This is a genomic window from Burkholderia sp. AU19243, from assembly GCF_018148075.1.
In the GTDB taxonomy this organism is placed as follows: domain Bacteria; phylum Pseudomonadota; class Gammaproteobacteria; order Burkholderiales; family Burkholderiaceae; genus Burkholderia; species Burkholderia latens_A.
The window spans coordinates 18,056-34,063 of sequence record NZ_JAGSTV010000016.1 but is presented as its reverse complement, the minus strand read 5'-3'; the positions used below and the strand labels follow the sequence as shown (position 1 = coordinate 34,063).

Below are 16,008 nucleotides of genomic sequence, written 5' to 3'. Positions count from 1 at the left end.
GACGCAGCCGTCACGCTTTTGATGCAACTAACGGTCATATCCCGCGGCGCCGGCGAATTGGCGCGGGCGCGAACGGGTGACGCAGGTATTCTGCTTTGCAGATTACGGGGCGACTTGAATCCATCGTGACGGGGCTTCCCCGATGGATGTCGCGGGCGCAGCGCGGCTGCCTGGACGTTGTTGCGGCTCGACCGGGAAGGGTGGATCGCCGACAATGCGTGCGCGGAAAACCGGAACATCGTAAAGATGAGCGAGAATCGAGGGTTTCGAGCCGTTCGAATGCACAGGGAATGAGGAATGAATAGACCAGACAAGTCGGCGAAAGCGCGTGCCGCGCTCGACCAGCTTTTTTCGGGCATGGCGCCCGCGGACGCGCAGCAGCGTGCGTCGTCGCGTCCGGGCAATCCGTTCGAAGCGGCGGGCGACGCCGCGGGCGCCGACGGGCGCGTCGAAGTCACGCTGTCGACGCGAATCCAGCTGCGCGGCTATCCGGGCGCGGACGCGTTCATGAAGCGCATGGCCGAGGCCTGGGGTCTTACGTGGGGCCCATACGATGCGGTGCGCGCATCGGCGACGCTGCCGGCCGGGTGGCGTTCGCGCCGGCTGCCGGAAGTCACGCAGATCGTCGACGAACGCGACGTGCTGCGCGCGGAAAGCAGCCTGCAGGGCGGCGAGATGTCGTATCTGAAAGTGCATCCGCGCTACTACATCGATGCGCGCAAGGGGGCCGGCTGGCGCAAGTCGTCGAAGGCGTCCGACGATCCGGATCTCGACGGCCCCGACTGGAACTGCTACGTGATGGATCGGGAAAAGTCCGTCGAAGTGCACGAGCTGACGACGTCGTCGTCGAAGGCCGACCTCGACAACGCACGCGCGACGCTGCTGAAATGGCTCGACGAGCACTACCCGAAACATCGCGATCCGTTCGCATACTGGACGGACTGCGAACGTCCGTTGTAAGCCGCGCACGGCGGCCTGTGATCGCGGAGGCGGCACGTGAAGCGCAATGGTGCGATCCCGGTTTTGTTGGCGGCGTTCGGCGCGGCCGTCGGATCGACCGTCATCGAACTGCTGCTCTGGCCGCTCGCCGGCGAAGACCCGATTCACAATCTGTTTCGCGATGCACGCATGACCGCCGCGCTCGTGATCGGACGACGGGTGCTTGGCGCTCCCGCCGGCTTCGATCCGGCGATCATGAGCGTCGCGACGCTCGTGCATGCCGCGCTGTCGCTTGCCTACGCTGCCGTGCTCGCGAGGCTGGTCCGCAATCTGTCCTCCGGCGCCGCGCTGCTCGCGGGCGGCGTATTCGGTCTCGTGCTGTATGGCGTCAACCTGCATGCATTCACGGCGATCTTTCCGTGGTTCGTTGACGCGCGCGGCGCGATCACGCTCGTTGCACACGTCGTCTTCGGCGCGACCGCGGCCGGCGTGTACTGCGGCGTGCGGTGCGTAACGCCCGGATGATCGCCGGCGGCTTGCGCGCCGCGCTTGCACCACCCGACCCCCGGAATAACCCGGCGTGTTCTATCGTTTACTGGCCGGGTGACTCTGCACGAAGCGTATGCGGACAATCACGCGAAGGGTCGAGCGGTCCGGGGCATCAAAGCAGGAGCCGATCATGTGCGGCTTGTTTCGGTTCGGGATGGGTTTGGTTTGCGTCGGTTGTTCGATGAGCGTCCTGGCGCAAACGTATGACGACTCGACGGATGATGGCGCGACCTGCCGGGCGGTCGTCATGCAGGCGGAAATCGACGGCGCCGAGCAGCAGGTCGTCGGGCGAGCGTGCCGGCAAAGCGATGGCACGTGGCGAATGGTGCAGGCCGCGGACGGCAGCATCGTGTGGTACCCGGACACCGCGTATCCGTATACCGATCCGTGGTACTGGGGGCCCGCGGTTTTCGTCGGCACGGGCGGGCGTTTCGTCTTCATCGACCGCTTTCATCGCCGGCATCACTTCGACCACTTCGGTCATCATCCCGGTCATTTCGAAGGCGGTGTGCGCGGCCGTATCGGCGTGCCGATGGGCGCGGGCTTTCATCGTGAACCGGCCTTCACCGGCGCTCACGGGTTCGGCGGCATGCGACGGCATTGAAGCGGGGCGAAGCGGACGGCGAACGCACACGCAGTGCGCGCCCGCCGGTTCAGCGCGATGCCCGGGGTTCGTCAGAACTTGTGGCGGATGCCGACGACCGCGAGCTCCTGCGTATCCGTGCCCGAGTTCACGCCATATGAACCGACCGATGCCGCAGCCTTCACGATCGCGCCGCTCGCGTTCAGCGTGTTGCCGCTTGCCTTCTGGTAGCCGAACAGCGCATACAGGTCCGTGCGCTTCGACAGCGCATAGTCCGCACCGACGTTCACCTGGTTGTAGTGCGCGGAAGCCGCGCCTGTCAGCGACGTGTAGTTGTAGCCGACCCCCGCGCGCAACGCCGGCGAGAACTGCCAGTTGAAGAACGCCGAGCCGGTGTTGAACTTCGCATTCTGCGTGAAGGCCGACAGGGCGTCCGCGCCGTACTGCGTGTTCGAATACGCGATCCCGACGGTTGCCGGTCCGGCTACGTACTGGCCGGCCACGCGCACGATCTGGATCGACTTCGCACTCGAGAAGCCCTGGTTGATCACGGTATTGAACAGCGTGTCCGAACTGCTCGACCACGTACGCACGCCGTTCGCGACCGTCGAGCCACCGTTCGCGAAGAAGTAGCCGGCACCCAGCGACAGCGGGCCGTTCGCGTAGCTCAGCCCGAAGCTGTACGTGCGGCCACTGCCGGTCGCACCCGCGACGCCGCCGAAGCCGTACAGCGCGGCGAACTGGAACCCCGAGATCAGCGGGCTCGTGTACTTCACCGAATTGCTGACGCGCAGGCTGTTGTCGTAATTGTCGAGGTCTCCCGGCGTTGCGAACACGCCGCCGAAATAGTTGTCCGCGGTGAGGCCCTGCACGAGATCGACGACCGGATCGTACTGGCGGCCGAGCGTTACGGTGCCGTACGAGCTGCTCGCGAGGCCGACGACGGCCTTGCGGCCAAATTCTCGCTGGCCCTGGCCGAGCGCGCCGGTGCCGAGGTTGAAGCCGTTCTCGAGCTGGAACAGCGCGGATAGCCCGCTGCCGAGATCCTCGATACCGCGCAGCCCCCAGCGGCTGCCAGACAGGTTGCCGCTGCTGAACCTGACGAGATTCGACGCGTTGCTGCCATTGGCGTTTTGCGCGTTGTGCACGTACGCGATGCCCGCATCGGCGATGCCGTACAGTGTGACGCTGCTTTGCGCGTGCGCGCCGGTGGCGCAGAGCGCGGCAGGCGCGACGACGAGCGCGAGTGACCGGATTCGTTTCATTGCTGGATTCCCCCGTTGTTCGACAAGTCTGACGAATCGGTGAACGATACGGATCGCGCATCGTTAAGGGAACCAACAAATTGTCGAATCGTTATCAGGCCAGGATCGGCCGCGGTATCGTTGCGCGCGCAACCGGGCCGGCATCGTGCGGCTTCGGGGGCCATGCGGCGCACGGCCCACCCGAAGCCTCGGCGCGCGTCACTGTTCCGCCCCTTCCGCTTCCGCCGTCTCGCCGAGGAAGCCGCCGCTCTGGTGCGCCCACAGCGCCGCATAAATGCCGCCGGCCTGCAGCAACTGCAGGTGCGTGCCTTCCTCGACGATACGGCCTTCGTCGAGCACGATCAGCCGGTCCATCGCCGCGATCGTCGACAACCGGTGCGCGATCGCGATGACCGTCTTGCCGCTCATCAGGCTGTCGAGGCTGCGCTGGATCGCGACTTCGACTTCCGAATCCAGCGCGCTCGTCGCTTCGTCGAGCACGAGGATCGGCGCGTCCTTGAGCATCACGCGCGCAATCGCGACTCGCTGCCGCTGGCCGCCCGACAGCTTCACGCCGCGCTCGCCGACCTCGACGTCGTAGCCGCTGCGCCCGTGCCGGTCGCGCAGGCGCTCGATGAAGTCGGACGCCTCCGCGCGCACGGCCGCGTCGCGCATTTCGTGCTCGGTCGCGTCGGGGCGGCCGTACAGGATGTTCTCGCGCATCGTCCGGTGCAGCAGCGACGTGTCCTGCGTGACCATCCCGATCGCCGCGCGCAGGCTGTCCTGCGTCACGTGCGCGATGTCCTGCCCGTCGATGCGGATTGCGCCGCCGTCCACGTCGTAGAAACGCAGCAGCAGGTTCACGAGCGTCGACTTGCCGGCGCCGGAGCGGCCGATCAGGCCGATCCGCTCGCCGGGCCGGATCGTCAAATTCAGCCCGTCGAACACCGGCGTGTCGTTGTCGTCGTGCGCGAAGCGCACGTTGTCGAACACGATTTCGCCGCGCGGCACAGCGAGCGTCGTCGCGTCGCGCGCGTCGACCACGCTGCGCTTCTTCGTCAGCGTGTTGATGCCGTCCTGGATCGTGCCGACGTTCTCGAACAGCTCGGTCATTTCCCACATGATCCAGTGTGAATAGCTCGACAGCCGCAGCGCCATCGCGATCACGGCCGCGACCACGCCCGCGCTCGCGTCGCCGTGCAGCCACAGGTACAGCGCGACGCCGGTCGAGCCGACCAGCAGCAGCGTCGACAGCAGGTGGTTGACGATCTCGAACGCGCTGACGAGCCGCATCTGCGCATCGCCGGTGACCTTGAACGCTTCCATCGCGCGGCGCGCGTGGTCGGCTTCGCGGCGCGTGTGCGAGAACAGCTTCACCGTGGTGATGTTCGAATACGCATCGGTGATGCGGCCGGTCATCAGCGCGCGCGCATCCGCCTGCTGGCTGCCGACGCGTCCGAGGCGCGGCACGAAGTACGCGCAGGCCGCGCCGTAACCGAGCGCCCACAGCACGAGCGGAATCATCAGCCGCCAGTCGAAGCTCGCGGCGAGCGCGAGAATGCCGATCAGATACGCGGCGACGCCGATCACGACGTCGACCGACATGAACAGCGCGTCGCGCACCGCGAGCGCGGTCTGCATGATCTTGGTCGTCACGCGGCCCGCGAATTCATTCGCATAGAACGACAGGCTTTGGTCCAGCATGAGCCGGTGAAACAGCCAGCGCAGCCGCATCGGGAAGTTGATCGCCAGCACCTGGTGCTTGACCATCGTATGCAGCGCGATCAGCAGCGCGCTGCCGGCGAGAATCGCCGCGAAGCCGGCGAGCGTGCCGAAATGGCGGACGCCGAAGTCGGCCGGCGTCGCCGACGAGAGCCAGTCGACCACGCGGCCCATCATCGCAAACAGCGCGGCTTCGTACGCGGCGAGCGCGGCCGACGTCAGCGCGATCAGCAGGATCCAACCGCGCGCGCCTTTCGTGCACGCCCAGACGAACGAGAAGAACCCCTTCGGCGGCGTGACGGGGTCTTCGAGCGGGAATGTCGGCAAACGCCGTTCAAACCACGAAAACATTGAACCTTTCTCCTTGAACGAACCGGCGACGCTACCGGCCCGGCGTTGCTCGGCGAGCGCGTCGCAGTCGCGATCAGCTCGCGCGCATGCGGCTGCGTTGCCCGAAATGGCGGCGGGCGTGGCGTCCGGCTGGGAGTGTCGCACCGATTCGAGTGCGCTGCAGGCTGCTTGTAAGCGCGGTCTCCACGCCGGTGCCGAACGGCGCAGGCTTTTTCACCTGATCTCGAAAAAATCGCTTGACTATCTACCTACGAGTAGATAAAGTTCGATCCATGGAAACGAAATCGACCGTCCGCGAACAGATTCTCGACCACGCAATCACGCTGATGATGCTGCGCGGTTACAACGGCTTCAGCTATCGAGACCTGTCCGATCTGGTGGGCGTGAAGACGTCGAGCATCCACTACTACTTCCCGTCGAAGGACGATCTCGTGCTGGAAGCAGTGTCGGCATACAGCGACGACGTCCTCGCGGCCATGCGGTCGATCGATCCGGCGTTGCCGGCCGACGTGAAGCTGAGCCTGTATACGAAGCTGTTCGGGCGAACGCTGGGCGACGGCAACCAGATCTGCCTGTGCGGAATGCTGGCGGCCGACATCGAATCGTTGCCGGAGAACGTGCGGCAGGCGGTGCAGGCATTCTTCAAGGCCAACGAGAACTGGCTCGCCGAATTGCTGGCACAGGGCGCGAACGAAGGCACGCTGCAGTTCAGCGGCAAGCCGGAAACGGCGGCGCGCACGTTGTACGCGGCGTTCCAGGGCAGTGTGCTGGCCAGTCGGCTGTTTCATGCGCGGGCGCGTCTCGAGGATGTCGAGGCCGTCTGGAAAACCCGGTCCTGACCGATCGGCAAGCAGTGAGGCGGTTCGCCGCCTTTTAGTGGGATTAATAGTCTATCTTTGAGTAGATAGATCGACGAATGGCGCGGAGGGATTCGAACCTCCGCATTTTTTAGGGATGTTTATCTATCTATGAGTAGATAAACAACGTGATGCCAACGGCGCGGCCGTCGGCGCGCGATCCCGGGTTGGAAGGCTGTTTCACTCACTCATCGTTGAAAAGGAGTCTGATCATGTCGATCGAAAAAGTGCTGTACCGCGCTCATGCAAAGGCCACCGGCGGCCGCGACGGCCGTGCGACCGTGCCGGAAAGCGGTCTCGACCTGAAGCTGACCACGCCGCGCGAACTCGGCGGTGCGGGCGGCGCAGGCGCCAACCCGGAGCAGCTGTTCGCGGCCGGCTACAGCGCGTGCTTCATCGGCGCAATGAAGTTCGTCGCGGCCCGCGACAAGATCGCCATCCCCGCGGACGCGTCGATCGAAGGCAGCGTCGGCATCGGCGCGATCCCGAACGGCTTCGGCATCGAAGTCGAGCTGAAGATTTCGCTGCCGGGCCTCGACCGCGACACCGCGCAAACGCTGATCGACCGCGCGCACGTCGTCTGCCCGTATTCGAACGCGACGCGCGGCAACATCGACGTCACGCTGACGCTCGTCTGATCGCACGCAGTCCGAACCCATCCACCGTCATTCATTGCATTTACCGGTTGAGCCAAGGAGTTTCATCATGAAGATCGTCAAGCCGCTGCTGATCGCCGCCGCCGTTGCAGCCGCGTTGTCCGCGGCGCCCGCCGCTTTCGCGGGCAGTGCCGAAGCCGTCCGTCCCGATACGGCGACGAGCGCATTCCTCGCCGTGCTGAACGGCCAGAAGGGGCCCGGCCTCGAAACGCTGAGCCCCGCGAAGGCGCGGCAGGTGCTGGTCGATGCGCAAAGCGGCGTGAAGGTCGATCTGTCGGGCATCGACGTGTCGTCCCGGACGATCGAGCAGGATGGCCTGTCGGTGCCGATCACGATCGTGCGTCCGCAGCGCGTGACGGGCACGCCGCCGGTATTCATGTTCTTCCACGGCGGCGGCTGGATTCTCGGCGACTTCCCGACGCATGAGCGCCTGGTGCGCGATCTCGTCGTGCAGTCGGGTGCGGTCGCGGTGTTCGTGAACTACACGCCGTCGCCGGAAGCGCACTACCCGGTTGCGATCAACCAGGCGTATGCGGCGACGAAGTGGGTGGCCGCGCATGGCGCGGAGATCGGCGTCGACGGCAGCCGCCTTGCCGTCGTCGGCAACAGCGTCGGCGGGAACATGGCGGCTGTCGTCGCGCTGATGGCGAAGGACAAGGGCGGCCCGGCGATCCGCTTCCAGGGCCTGTTGTGGCCGGTTACGGACCATAACTTCGAAACCGGTTCGTACAACGCGTATCAGCAAGGGCACTTCCTGACGCGGCCGATGATGAAGTGGTTCTGGGACGCGTATACCAGGAACGAAGCGCAACGCAACGACATCTACGCATCCCCGCTGCGTGCGAGCACCGCGCAGTTGAAGGGCTTGCCTCCGGCGCTGATCCAGGTCGCGCAGTTCGACGTGCTGCGCGACGAAGGCGAGGCGTACGGCCGCAAGCTCGATGCGGCAGGCGTGGATTCGACGACGACGCGTTATGACGGCACGATCCACGATTTCGGCTTGCTCAATGCGCTGGCCGACGATGCGCCGACAAAGGCCGCGATGAAGGCGATGGCAAACGAGATCGCGACGCGTCTGAAGTAAGACCTCGCGCGGTATTCGAACAGCTTCGGATGCAAACGATGAAGCGGCGGGCGCGGGCCCGCCGCTTTTTGCATTGGAACGCGCGTTGCGACGAAACGCGACCGTTCGGCTGCATCGAAACGATCGAATCGCCACCGTGCGCTTGCGCGGTCAGGGCCGCGCCGTTTCGTTTGTTGGTACGATCCCGCGTATCGTCAATGCCGGCGCCGCGGGCTGCCGGCCCATCGCTCGCACGGCTGCACGCCGGCGCGGCCACGTTCGGGAGAAGTGCTTCATGCTGCAGGCGTTCGCGGTCTTGCTGACCTTTCAGTGCCTCGGGGAAGGTGTGTCCTATCTGTTCGCGCTGCCGGTGCCGGGCCCCGTGATCGGCATGCTGCTGCTGTTCGGCTTCGTGATGCTGCGCCCCAACGTGGCCGACGCGATCGAGCCGACCGCGCTCGAGCTGCTGCGTCACCTGTCGCTGCTGTTCGTGCCGGCGGGCGTCGGCATCATGGTGTCGGCCGATCGCGTGCGTGGCGATGCGCTGGCGGTCGTCGTCGCGCTGGCGGTCAGCACGTCGCTCGCGATCGCCGTCACCGCGCTCGTCACGCGCGCGCTGCTGCGGCGGCAGCGGCGTGCGGGCGGCGCGGCGGAGGGCACGCAATGACGGCCTTTCCGAAACTCGGCGCGATATGGGTCTATCTCGCCGCGACGCCGCTGCTCGGCCTGACGATCACGTTGATCGCATACCTGATCGCACAAGGCGTCTACGCGCGAGCGCGCTTCAACCCGCTCGCGAACCCCGTGCTGATCTCAGTCGCGCTGATCGTCGTGCTGCTGACAATTACGCGCACGCCGTATCCGACGTATTTCGAGGGCGCGCAGTTCGTGCACTTCCTGCTCGGTCCGGCAACCGTCGCGCTGGCGCTGCCGCTGTATCGCCAGTGGTCGAAGCTGCGGCGTGCGGCGGTGCCGCTGCTCGTCGGGCTGTTCGCCGGCTCGCTGACCGCGATCGTCTCCGCGGTCGGGATCGCCGCGCTTTTCGGTGCGTCGCATCAGACGATTGCGTCGCTCGCGCCGAAATCGGCGACCACGCCGATCGCGATGGCCGTCGCGCAAGCGATCGGCGGGATTCCGTCGCTCACGGCGGGGCTCGTGATTTCGACCGGCATCTTCGGCGCCGTGTGCGCGCGCGGCATCCTGAACGCGCTGCGCATCGACGAGGCGGCGGTCCGCGGTTTCGCACTTGGCGTCGCGTCGCACGGGATCGGCACCGCGCGCGCGTTCCAGGTCAGCGAGGAAGCCGGTGCGTTCGCGGGGCTCGGGATGGGGCTGAACGGCGTACTGACAGCGTTCATCGTGCCGATCCTGTTGCCGGTTTTGTCGCGCTGGATCTGAGCGGTTCAGGACACCGGACGGCGCGCGCGTGCGGATGCTATCGGTTTCCCTGATGGCGCCCGCGCCGGGTTGCCCGCGGCGCCGGCCGGTCAATGCGCGGGCCGCAGACGTATCGCACGCGTTATCAGGAGAATTCAGGAAGCCGCACGGACATTTGCGCGGCGATCGGCTAACGTTGGGTCGGCGCCGTCGTCGCACGCCGGCGTTCGACCCACAACCAACAATCGACAAGGAGAGCCCGCCATGAAAAAGTCTCGGGCGGTTTCGGTGGCAATGGCAGTAACGGTGTCGTTCGGTCTGCTGTCGGCCGCCGTGCCGGTGGCATATGCGCAGGATCCGGCGTCCGCGCCGATGCAGGATTCGGCATCTGCGCCGACGCAGAAGCAACTCGACAAGGCGCAGAAGAAAGCCGCCCGCAAGGCGGCGCGCGCGCGCCACGCGAAGGATCTGAAGGCGATCGGGACCGGCAGCGGCTACCGGCTGACGAACGACCAGAGCAACTATCCGCAGAACGCGGTGGAAAAGACGCCAGCGACCAAGGCGGCGCCGGCCGCGCCGGCATCGGGTCAGTGACCGCAGCTAACCGCCATCGATGACCGCAGGCGGCGGCAACGGCCGCCGTCTGCTCGATGGAAAACGGCGCCGGGTTCGACCGGCGCCGTTCGTTCGCGTGCGGCGCGCAGGCGCCATGTGATGCGGCGCGAGGTTTTCCCGCGCGCGGCATTCGATCGCTTTACGACGCGAGCTTCGCGGCGAGTTCCGCGACGTGCTTGCCCTGGTAGCGCGCGATGTCGAGTTCGTTCGGGCTCGGCTGACGGCTGCCGTCCGCGCCCGCGAGCGTGGTCGCGCCATACGGCGTGCCGCCCGTGATTTCGTTCATGTTGACGAGTCCGCTGCACGCGTACGGCACGCCGACGATCACCATCCCGTGGTGCAGCAGCGTCGTGTGGAACGACGTGATGGTCGTTTCCTGGCCGCCGTGCTGCGTGCCCGTCGACGCGAACACGCTGCCGATCTTGCCGACGAGCGCGCCCTTCATCCACAGGCCGCCGGTCTGGTCGAGGAACGTGCGCATCTGGCCGGCCATGTTGCCGAAGCGGGTCGGCGTGCCGAAAATGATCGCATCGTAGTTTGCGAGTTCGTCGACGGTCGCAACCGGCGCGGCCTGGTCGACCTTGACGCCGATCGCCTTCGCCTGGTCGACGGGAATGGTTTCCGGCACGCGTTTGAGCGTGACCTCGACGCCGGGCACCGATTTCGCGCCTTCCGCGACGTGCTGCGCCATCGTTTCGACGTGCCCGTAGGACGAGTAGTAAAGAACGAGTACCTTGGCCATGTTGCGAATCTCCGAGTAGGGAAGGCCCCGCCTTCAGCGGGGCCCGATGTTCCGAGCGGGCGTCATGCCCATTCGGCCGTCACTTCGACCGGACGCAGGTCGAATACCAGCACTTCCGCATCCTTGCCGTCCGCGAACGTGAGCGCCTGTTCGCCGCGGATGCGCGCGCCGTCGCCTTCGCCGAGCGTCACGCCGTTGACCGTCACGCTGCCGCGTGCGACGTGCACGTAAGCGAAGCGGTCAGGTGCGAGCTCCAGCGTGGCGCGCTCGTCGCCGTCGAACAGGCCTGCGTAGATCCGGGTGTCCTGCCGGATCTTCAGCGAGCCGCCGTTGCCGTCGGGCGACACGATCGGCGCGAGCTTGCCGCGCTTGTCGGCTGCCGCGATGTTCGTCTGCTGATAGCGCGGCTCGGCACCCTTCTCCGCAGGGCCAACCCAGATCTGCAGGAAGTGGACGGGCGTGTCCGCAGAGTGATTGAACTCGCTGTGCCGCACGCCGGTGCCCGCACTCATCAGTTGCACGTCGCCCGGCACGATCACCGACCCGGTGCCCATCGAATCCTTGTGTTCCAGCGCGCCCTCGAGCACGTACGACAGGATTTCCATGTCGCGGTGCGGGTGCGTGCCGAAGCCGCGGCCCGGTGCGACGCGGTCGTCGTTGATCACCAGCAGGTCGGAGAAGCCCACTTGCTTCGGATCGTAGTAATTCGCGAAAGAAAACGTGTGACGGGAACTGAGCCAGCCATGTTCAGCACGGCCACGCTGGTTTGCTGCACGAGTCTCGATCATGATTTTTTCCTGGATCTCGCCGGCCCTCGGAAGTGGGGCCGGCCGTTCGTTGAGATGAATCTTAGGTCAATCTATTTGACAAATAAATCGCCGTAGAGATAATGACTGTCGCTATGGAGTGGACAATATGGAACTCAACGACCTGAGGATCTTCGTCGCGACCGTCGACGCGGGCAGCTTCACGGCTGCGGCCGATCAGCTGATGCTGTCCAAGCAATTCGTGAGCCGGCGCACGATGGCGCTCGAGGCGTCGCTCGGCGTGCGGCTTCTCCATCGCAATACGCGCAATCTCGCGGTGACGGAATCGGGGCAGGAGTTCTATGCGCGCGCGCAGCGGATCCTCGCGGAGGTCGCCGATGCCGAACAGGCGATGTCGGTGCGCAGCACCGAGCTGCACGGGTCGCTGAAGATCAGCGCGCCGCTGTCGTTCGGGATCACGCACGTGTCGCCGCTGATCGCCGAATTCCTGTCCGCGCATCCGGCCGTGCGGCTGAACCTCGACCTGACCGACCGGCGCGTCGATCTGATCGGCGAGGGCTTCGATCTCGTGCTGCGGATCGGCGCGCTCGAGGATTCGACGCTGATCGCGCGACCGCTCGGCGCGTGGCAGATGATTGCGTGCGCGAGCCCCGCTTATCTGAAGCGGCAGGGCACGCCCGCGACGCCGGCCGACCTTGCCGCGCACACGTGCCTGATGTACGGGCGCGAGCGGCGCGTCGGCTGGGAATTCCGGATCGACGGCGTCGCGCGCACGTTCGACGTGCAGGGGCCGCTCGTTGCGAACAACGGCGAAGTCGTGCGCGACGCCGCGATCGCCGGGCTCGGCATCGCGCTGCTGCCGCAGTTCATCGTCGGCGCGGCGCTCGACAGCGGCGCGCTGGTGCCGGTGCTCGACGCGTACGCACCGGCGCCGCTCACGCTGAATGCGGTGTTTCCGCAGCACCGGGAAGGGTTCGTCACGCTGCGCACGTTCATCGCGTTTCTGGCGCAGCGGCTCGCGGACGTCGTGCCTCAGGCGGACGGCGGCGCCGGGCGGCGGCGGTAGCCGGAGCGCCGGACGTGCGGTGAAAGCATCGTCGGTTTCCGGCGCGGCGGTGTCGAATCGAAGTTCACCCGCGCGAAGCGGGGCCAATGCGTGGCCGTGGAGAACGCGCTACGCGCAGCGCTGCGCGTAGCGCGGCGTGCGTGGCCCACACTGCGGGGCGCTGCGCTTCATCCGGTGGCCGGACCACGCGTGATGGGCGCATGCGCTCACGCGACGGCCGCGCGTGCGGCGCTTGGGGCGTCACTTGCCGTCACCGTTACCGTGCGCCCGGTCACGCCAGGACATGGCGCGTGTTACCGGTGTGGATCGTGCGGTCGGTTCGCGTTACGCTTCGGCGGCGGCACCGCATGCGCTGCGTGTCACGCCGGGCATTTTTACGCCGAACTGCATCGGGCACGTAGCTTCTACTCACTGCGATCCACGACGAGTCACGGCCAATGACAATCAAGAATCGTTCGAATGCTCGCACCGGCGCGCGAAAGCGAGCGGCATGTTGCGACCCGCAGAGGCACAGCGCGAGCGGGTGGGCGGCGAGGATATTGGCATTACTGACGATCGCGCCGATCGCCGCGCATGCAACCGGTTTTGACTGTGCGAAAGCGGCTTCGCGCACCGAAAAGACGATCTGCGCGGACGCCGGCCTGTCGTCGCTCGACGATCAGTTGGCACGCGCGTGGAAAAAGACGATCGCGAAAGGCGGCGATACGGCGGCGCTGAAGGCCGAGCAACTGAAATGGCTCAAACAGCGCGACCGGTGCGGCGGCGACGCGCCGTGTCTCGGCGACCGTTATCGCGAGCGGCTCGCAAGCCTGAACGGCGCGCCCCTTGCCGCCGACCGCTGGCAGCAGACGTGGTATCGCGACAGCGACAACCCGTCGTTCGGCGGCGTGCTGACGTTTACCGGCACGGCGCCGCGGCTGCACTTCGAACTAAGCGGCAACAACGGTGCGAACACCGGCGGGCTCGCCGGCGACATCGAACTGCACGGCGACGGCGGCACGTTTCTCCAGGACCAATGCCGGCTCGACTTCAGCCGCAACGGCGGACGCTTGAAAGTCGTACAGCACGGCAGCGATGCCGATTGCGGCGCCGGCGCCGGCGTCCTGTATTCCGGTGACTACGTGACGGCGGCGAACATGCAGGCGAGTTTGCCAGCAGACCTCGTCACGCTGAAGGTGCTGACCGATGCGCGGCAGAACGCAATCGCGCACAAGCTCCTCGGCGCCGACTATCAGACACTCGTCGACATGGTCAATGTCAGGGCGGCCGAGCAGGATCTCGACGGACTGAACGCGGACGTGGAGGCGTACTGGGTGCGCGGGATCGCGGCGACGAATGCGGCGATCGTCATGCGTCGGGGCGCCGATCTGTGGATCGGGCTGCTGGTGTTCGACCAGCATGACAAGGTGCGGATGCGCTACTACACGAACGTCCCGACATGGAAGAAGACCGTGCCGAAGACCATTCGCGCATGGCACGACAAGCTCGACAGCACGTATCCAGTCGACCTGATGTGACCCGATGTGGCGTGATGTGGCCCGCGCAGCGGGGCACCGCGCCGCGAGCCGGCCGTATGTGACGCGTTTGTTACGTGACAATTGTCCACTGCACAGAGACAGCGAATCTTGTTTTGACGGATTGATGATTTGCGATGAGACAGTAGACTGCACCCGTGCTTCGCCAGAACCGCTCCGCGGCGCCAGCCGGCGCGATCGGACGGACTCTTCGGCAGCGGGCCAACGGTCCGCGGTTCGAACTGGCGAGGAGGGTTCGTTGTCGTGAGCAGGTCCGCCGTTGCGGCGGGCGTCGGCACCGAATGCGTCAAACCGTCAAACCAAGGTGATTGCTATGCGTTACGTTTCGCTGGAGTCGAAGAAGGACGAGCTGCTGCTGGCGGCTCGCGTGCTGATGATGATCCTGTTCGTGCTGTTCGGCTGGCAGAAGCTGAACGGCTTCTCGGGCACGGTCGCGTACATGGCGTCGACGGGTGCGCCGTCGCCGGAGCTGTCTGCGGTGATCGCGGTGGCGGTCGAACTGGTCGGCGGCGCGTTGATCGCTGTCGGGTTCTATACGCGTCCGCTCGCGCTGGTATTCGCGGTCTATACGCTCGCGACCGCGTTGATCGGGCATCGCTACTGGGCGCTGCAGGGCATGGATCAGTATCTTGCGATGATCAACTTCTACAAGAACATCAGCATCATCGGCGGGCTGCTGTTGCTGGCGATCAGCGGGCCGGGACGCTACTCGTTCGACCGGAAGTAAGCGAGCGCGGCACAAGTTGTTCGCTGTACGGCAGGCCCGGTGCGCCCGATCGCGCGCCGGGCCTTGCTGCATTGGAGGCAAGCCGACGGGCGACCGAACTCGACATCGGCCGCGCGTTCTCGTATAGATTGGGGCGTCTTCCCCTTTCATCGTTGGCTACCTTGTCGCATCCGACCATCCTGCTCATCGGCGCGTCCGGCCTTCTCGGCCGTGCGGTCGCCGCGTCGCTGTCGCGCGAACCGTCGTTGACGCTGCTCGCGACCGTCCGGAACCCGGACACCGCCGGCGCACGGAGCCTCACGCTGCCGCCGCGCGACATTGCCCGGCTCGACGCGCTCGATCAGCCCGCGCTCGAACACCTCTTCGACATGCACCGGCCGGCGGCCGTGATCGTCTGCGCGGCCGAGCGCCGGCCCGACGTCTGCGAGCGCGACCCCGCGGCCGCGCGCGCGATCAACGTCGATGCGCCCGCGCGCATCGGCGCGCTCGCCGCGCGCTACGGCGCGTGGACGCTCGGCATTTCGACCGACTACGTGTTCGACGGCAACGCGGCGCCCTATCGCGAAGATGCGACGCCGAATCCGCTGAACGTCTACGGCCGCACGAAGCTCGAAGGCGAGGCGGCGTTGCTGGCCGCGTCGCCGCTGGCGTGCGTGCTGCGCTTGCCGCTGTTGTACGGACCGGTCGTGGACTGGCACGAGTCCGCCGTGACGAGCCTCGTGCCGGCGATCGTCGCGTCCGCGCAGCCGGGCGCGCAACCGGCCCGCATGGACGCGTGGGCAATCCGCTATCCGACTTACACGCCGGATGTCGCCGACGTCATCCGCGATCTGACGCTGCGTCATCTCGCGGGCGCGCCCGTCACCGGCATCCATCACTGGTCAGGCGAGGAGCCGATGACGAAGTACGACATCGCGCAGCGCATCGCGGCCGCGCTTGGGCTCGACGCAGCGCTCGCGCGGATCGACACGCCGGCCGATGCGACGCCGCGCCCGTACGATTGCCACCTCGATGCAGCGCGCGTGCGTGCGCTCGGAATCGCTCATGCGACGCCGTTCGATGCCGGCTTGCGAGCGGTATTGCGCGAGGCGCCGCCGCTGCGGTGATCGCGCGGCAGCGGCGGCGAACTGCGCGTTCCGGGTTGGCATGCAGCTCGCCATGCGCGCGTTCCCCTTGCCGCGGCCTGCATGCGCTATGCGGACAATCTCGCGTGCT

General features: G+C 66.4%; 17 protein-coding genes. 13 read left to right on the top strand and 4 right to left on the bottom strand.

Features of this window, described 5'->3' with window-relative positions; translation table 11 throughout:
* The first annotated feature begins 297 nt into the window (after positions 1-297).
* From KDW55_RS24565 to KDW55_RS24555, 3 genes are all read left to right on the top strand, one after another.
* Positions 298-960, top strand: coding sequence for a hypothetical protein (locus KDW55_RS24565; RefSeq protein WP_059544838.1), 663 nt, complete (start codon positions 298-300; stop codon positions 958-960).
* 36 nt (positions 961-996) lie between these two features.
* A complete protein-coding gene (locus KDW55_RS24560; protein WP_038571492.1) occupies positions 997-1,464 on the top strand; it encodes a hypothetical protein in 468 nt (155 codons plus the stop codon).
* Between the two features lie 154 nt (positions 1,465-1,618).
* Positions 1,619-2,092 (top strand): hypothetical protein, encoded by a 474-nt coding sequence (locus tag KDW55_RS24555; protein WP_038571497.1) that lies wholly within the window; start codon positions 1,619-1,621, stop codon positions 2,090-2,092.
* Between the two features lie 71 nt (positions 2,093-2,163).
* Here KDW55_RS24555 and KDW55_RS24550 read toward each other — a convergent pair whose 3' ends face one another.
* Both KDW55_RS24550 and KDW55_RS24545 read right to left on the bottom strand, forming a co-directional pair.
* On the bottom strand, positions 2,164-3,336 hold the full coding sequence (locus tag KDW55_RS24550) for a porin (protein WP_038571500.1): 1,173 nt from the start codon (positions 3,334-3,336) through the stop codon (positions 2,164-2,166).
* Between the two features lie 198 nt (positions 3,337-3,534).
* On the bottom strand, positions 3,535-5,388 hold the full coding sequence (locus tag KDW55_RS24545; protein WP_059544836.1) for an ABC transporter ATP-binding protein: 1,854 nt from the start codon (positions 5,386-5,388) through the stop codon (positions 3,535-3,537).
* 272 nt (positions 5,389-5,660) lie between these two features.
* Between KDW55_RS24545 and KDW55_RS24540 the strand changes: the two genes are divergently transcribed.
* The 6 genes from KDW55_RS24540 (at position 5,661) to KDW55_RS24515 (ending at position 9,935) form a co-directional block, all read left to right on the top strand.
* Positions 5,661-6,227 carry a TetR/AcrR family transcriptional regulator gene (locus KDW55_RS24540; RefSeq protein ID WP_038571511.1) on the top strand — a complete coding sequence of 189 codons (567 nt, stop codon included), beginning with the start codon at positions 5,661-5,663 and terminating at the stop codon, positions 6,225-6,227.
* Between the two features lie 230 nt (positions 6,228-6,457).
* Complete coding sequence (locus KDW55_RS24535; protein ID WP_038571516.1) at positions 6,458-6,883, top strand: organic hydroperoxide resistance protein; 426 nt, start codon at positions 6,458-6,460, stop codon at positions 6,881-6,883.
* A gap of 67 nt (positions 6,884-6,950) precedes the next feature.
* Positions 6,951-7,985, top strand: coding sequence for an alpha/beta hydrolase (locus KDW55_RS24530; protein ID WP_069242306.1), 1,035 nt, complete (start codon positions 6,951-6,953; stop codon positions 7,983-7,985).
* Positions 7,986-8,259: 274 nt separating this feature from the next.
* Entirely contained in the window at positions 8,260-8,631 is a 372-nt protein-coding gene (locus KDW55_RS24525; protein ID WP_069242469.1) for a CidA/LrgA family protein, read from the top strand.
* Positions 8,628-9,362: an LrgB family protein gene (locus KDW55_RS24520; RefSeq protein WP_212161295.1), complete on the top strand. Its 735-nt coding sequence runs from the start codon at positions 8,628-8,630 to the stop codon at positions 9,360-9,362. The genes KDW55_RS24525 and KDW55_RS24520 overlap by 4 nt, the downstream gene beginning before the upstream one ends.
* 243 nt (positions 9,363-9,605) lie before the next feature.
* Entirely contained in the window at positions 9,606-9,935 is a 330-nt protein-coding gene (locus KDW55_RS24515; RefSeq protein WP_069242307.1) for a hypothetical protein, read from the top strand.
* A gap of 160 nt (positions 9,936-10,095) precedes the next feature.
* Here the strand turns inward: KDW55_RS24515 and wrbA are convergent, their stop codons facing one another.
* Both wrbA and KDW55_RS24505 read right to left on the bottom strand, forming a co-directional pair.
* Entirely contained in the window at positions 10,096-10,698 is a 603-nt protein-coding gene (gene wrbA / locus KDW55_RS24510) for an NAD(P)H:quinone oxidoreductase (RefSeq protein ID WP_038571532.1), read from the bottom strand.
* 62 nt (positions 10,699-10,760) lie between these two features.
* The gene (locus KDW55_RS24505; protein WP_038571534.1) at positions 10,761-11,486 is read right to left on the bottom strand and encodes a pirin family protein; all 726 of its coding nucleotides are present in this window, start codon (positions 11,484-11,486) and stop codon (positions 10,761-10,763) included.
* 127 nt (positions 11,487-11,613) lie between these two features.
* Between KDW55_RS24505 and KDW55_RS24500 the strand changes: the two genes are divergently transcribed.
* The 4 genes from KDW55_RS24500 to KDW55_RS24485 all read left to right on the top strand — a co-directional run bounded on the left by KDW55_RS24500 (position 11,614) and on the right by KDW55_RS24485 (position 15,899).
* Positions 11,614-12,531, top strand: a complete 918-nt coding sequence (locus KDW55_RS24500; RefSeq protein WP_038572322.1) for a LysR family transcriptional regulator — start codon at positions 11,614-11,616, stop codon at positions 12,529-12,531.
* Positions 12,532-12,968: 437 nt separating this feature from the next.
* Positions 12,969-14,048, top strand: coding sequence for a lysozyme inhibitor LprI family protein (locus tag KDW55_RS24495; RefSeq protein WP_209825877.1), 1,080 nt, complete (start codon positions 12,969-12,971; stop codon positions 14,046-14,048).
* 331 nt (positions 14,049-14,379) lie between these two features.
* Positions 14,380-14,793: a DoxX family protein gene (locus KDW55_RS24490; protein ID WP_038571540.1), complete on the top strand. Its 414-nt coding sequence runs from the start codon at positions 14,380-14,382 to the stop codon at positions 14,791-14,793.
* A gap of 161 nt (positions 14,794-14,954) precedes the next feature.
* Complete coding sequence (locus KDW55_RS24485; protein WP_069242308.1) at positions 14,955-15,899, top strand: SDR family oxidoreductase; 945 nt, start codon at positions 14,955-14,957, stop codon at positions 15,897-15,899.
* Positions 15,900-16,008 lie beyond the last annotated feature (109 nt).

Bases quoted from the DNA above. Each gene is read 5' to 3' on its own strand.
- KDW55_RS24525 (WP_069242469.1), top strand. From the start codon at position 8,260: ATGCTGCAGGCGTTCGCGGTCTTGCTGACCTTTCAGTGCCTCGGGGAA.
- KDW55_RS24490 (WP_038571540.1), top strand. From the start codon at position 14,380: ATGCGTTACGTTTCGCTGGAGTCGAAGAAGGACGAGCTGCTGCTGGCG.
- KDW55_RS24515 (WP_069242307.1), top strand. From the start codon at position 9,606: ATGAAAAAGTCTCGGGCGGTTTCGGTGGCAATGGCAGTAACGGTGTCG.
- KDW55_RS24535 (WP_038571516.1), top strand. From the start codon at position 6,458: ATGTCGATCGAAAAAGTGCTGTACCGCGCTCATGCAAAGGCCACCGGC.
- KDW55_RS24545 (WP_059544836.1), bottom strand. From the start codon at position 5,388: ATGTTTTCGTGGTTTGAACGGCGTTTGCCGACATTCCCGCTCGAAGAC.
- KDW55_RS24550 (WP_038571500.1), bottom strand. From the start codon at position 3,336: ATGAAACGAATCCGGTCACTCGCGCTCGTCGTCGCGCCTGCCGCGCTC.
- KDW55_RS24520 (WP_212161295.1), top strand. From the start codon at position 8,628: ATGACGGCCTTTCCGAAACTCGGCGCGATATGGGTCTATCTCGCCGCG.
- wrbA (WP_038571532.1), bottom strand. From the start codon at position 10,698: ATGGCCAAGGTACTCGTTCTTTACTACTCGTCCTACGGGCACGTCGAA.
- KDW55_RS24505 (WP_038571534.1), bottom strand. From the start codon at position 11,486: ATGATCGAGACTCGTGCAGCAAACCAGCGTGGCCGTGCTGAACATGGC.
- KDW55_RS24565 (WP_059544838.1), top strand. From the start codon at position 298: ATGAATAGACCAGACAAGTCGGCGAAAGCGCGTGCCGCGCTCGACCAG.
- KDW55_RS24500 (WP_038572322.1), top strand. From the start codon at position 11,614: ATGGAACTCAACGACCTGAGGATCTTCGTCGCGACCGTCGACGCGGGC.
- KDW55_RS24530 (WP_069242306.1), top strand. From the start codon at position 6,951: ATGAAGATCGTCAAGCCGCTGCTGATCGCCGCCGCCGTTGCAGCCGCG.
- KDW55_RS24555 (WP_038571497.1), top strand. From the start codon at position 1,619: ATGTGCGGCTTGTTTCGGTTCGGGATGGGTTTGGTTTGCGTCGGTTGT.
- KDW55_RS24540 (WP_038571511.1), top strand. From the start codon at position 5,661: ATGGAAACGAAATCGACCGTCCGCGAACAGATTCTCGACCACGCAATC.
- KDW55_RS24495 (WP_209825877.1), top strand. From the start codon at position 12,969: ATGACAATCAAGAATCGTTCGAATGCTCGCACCGGCGCGCGAAAGCGA.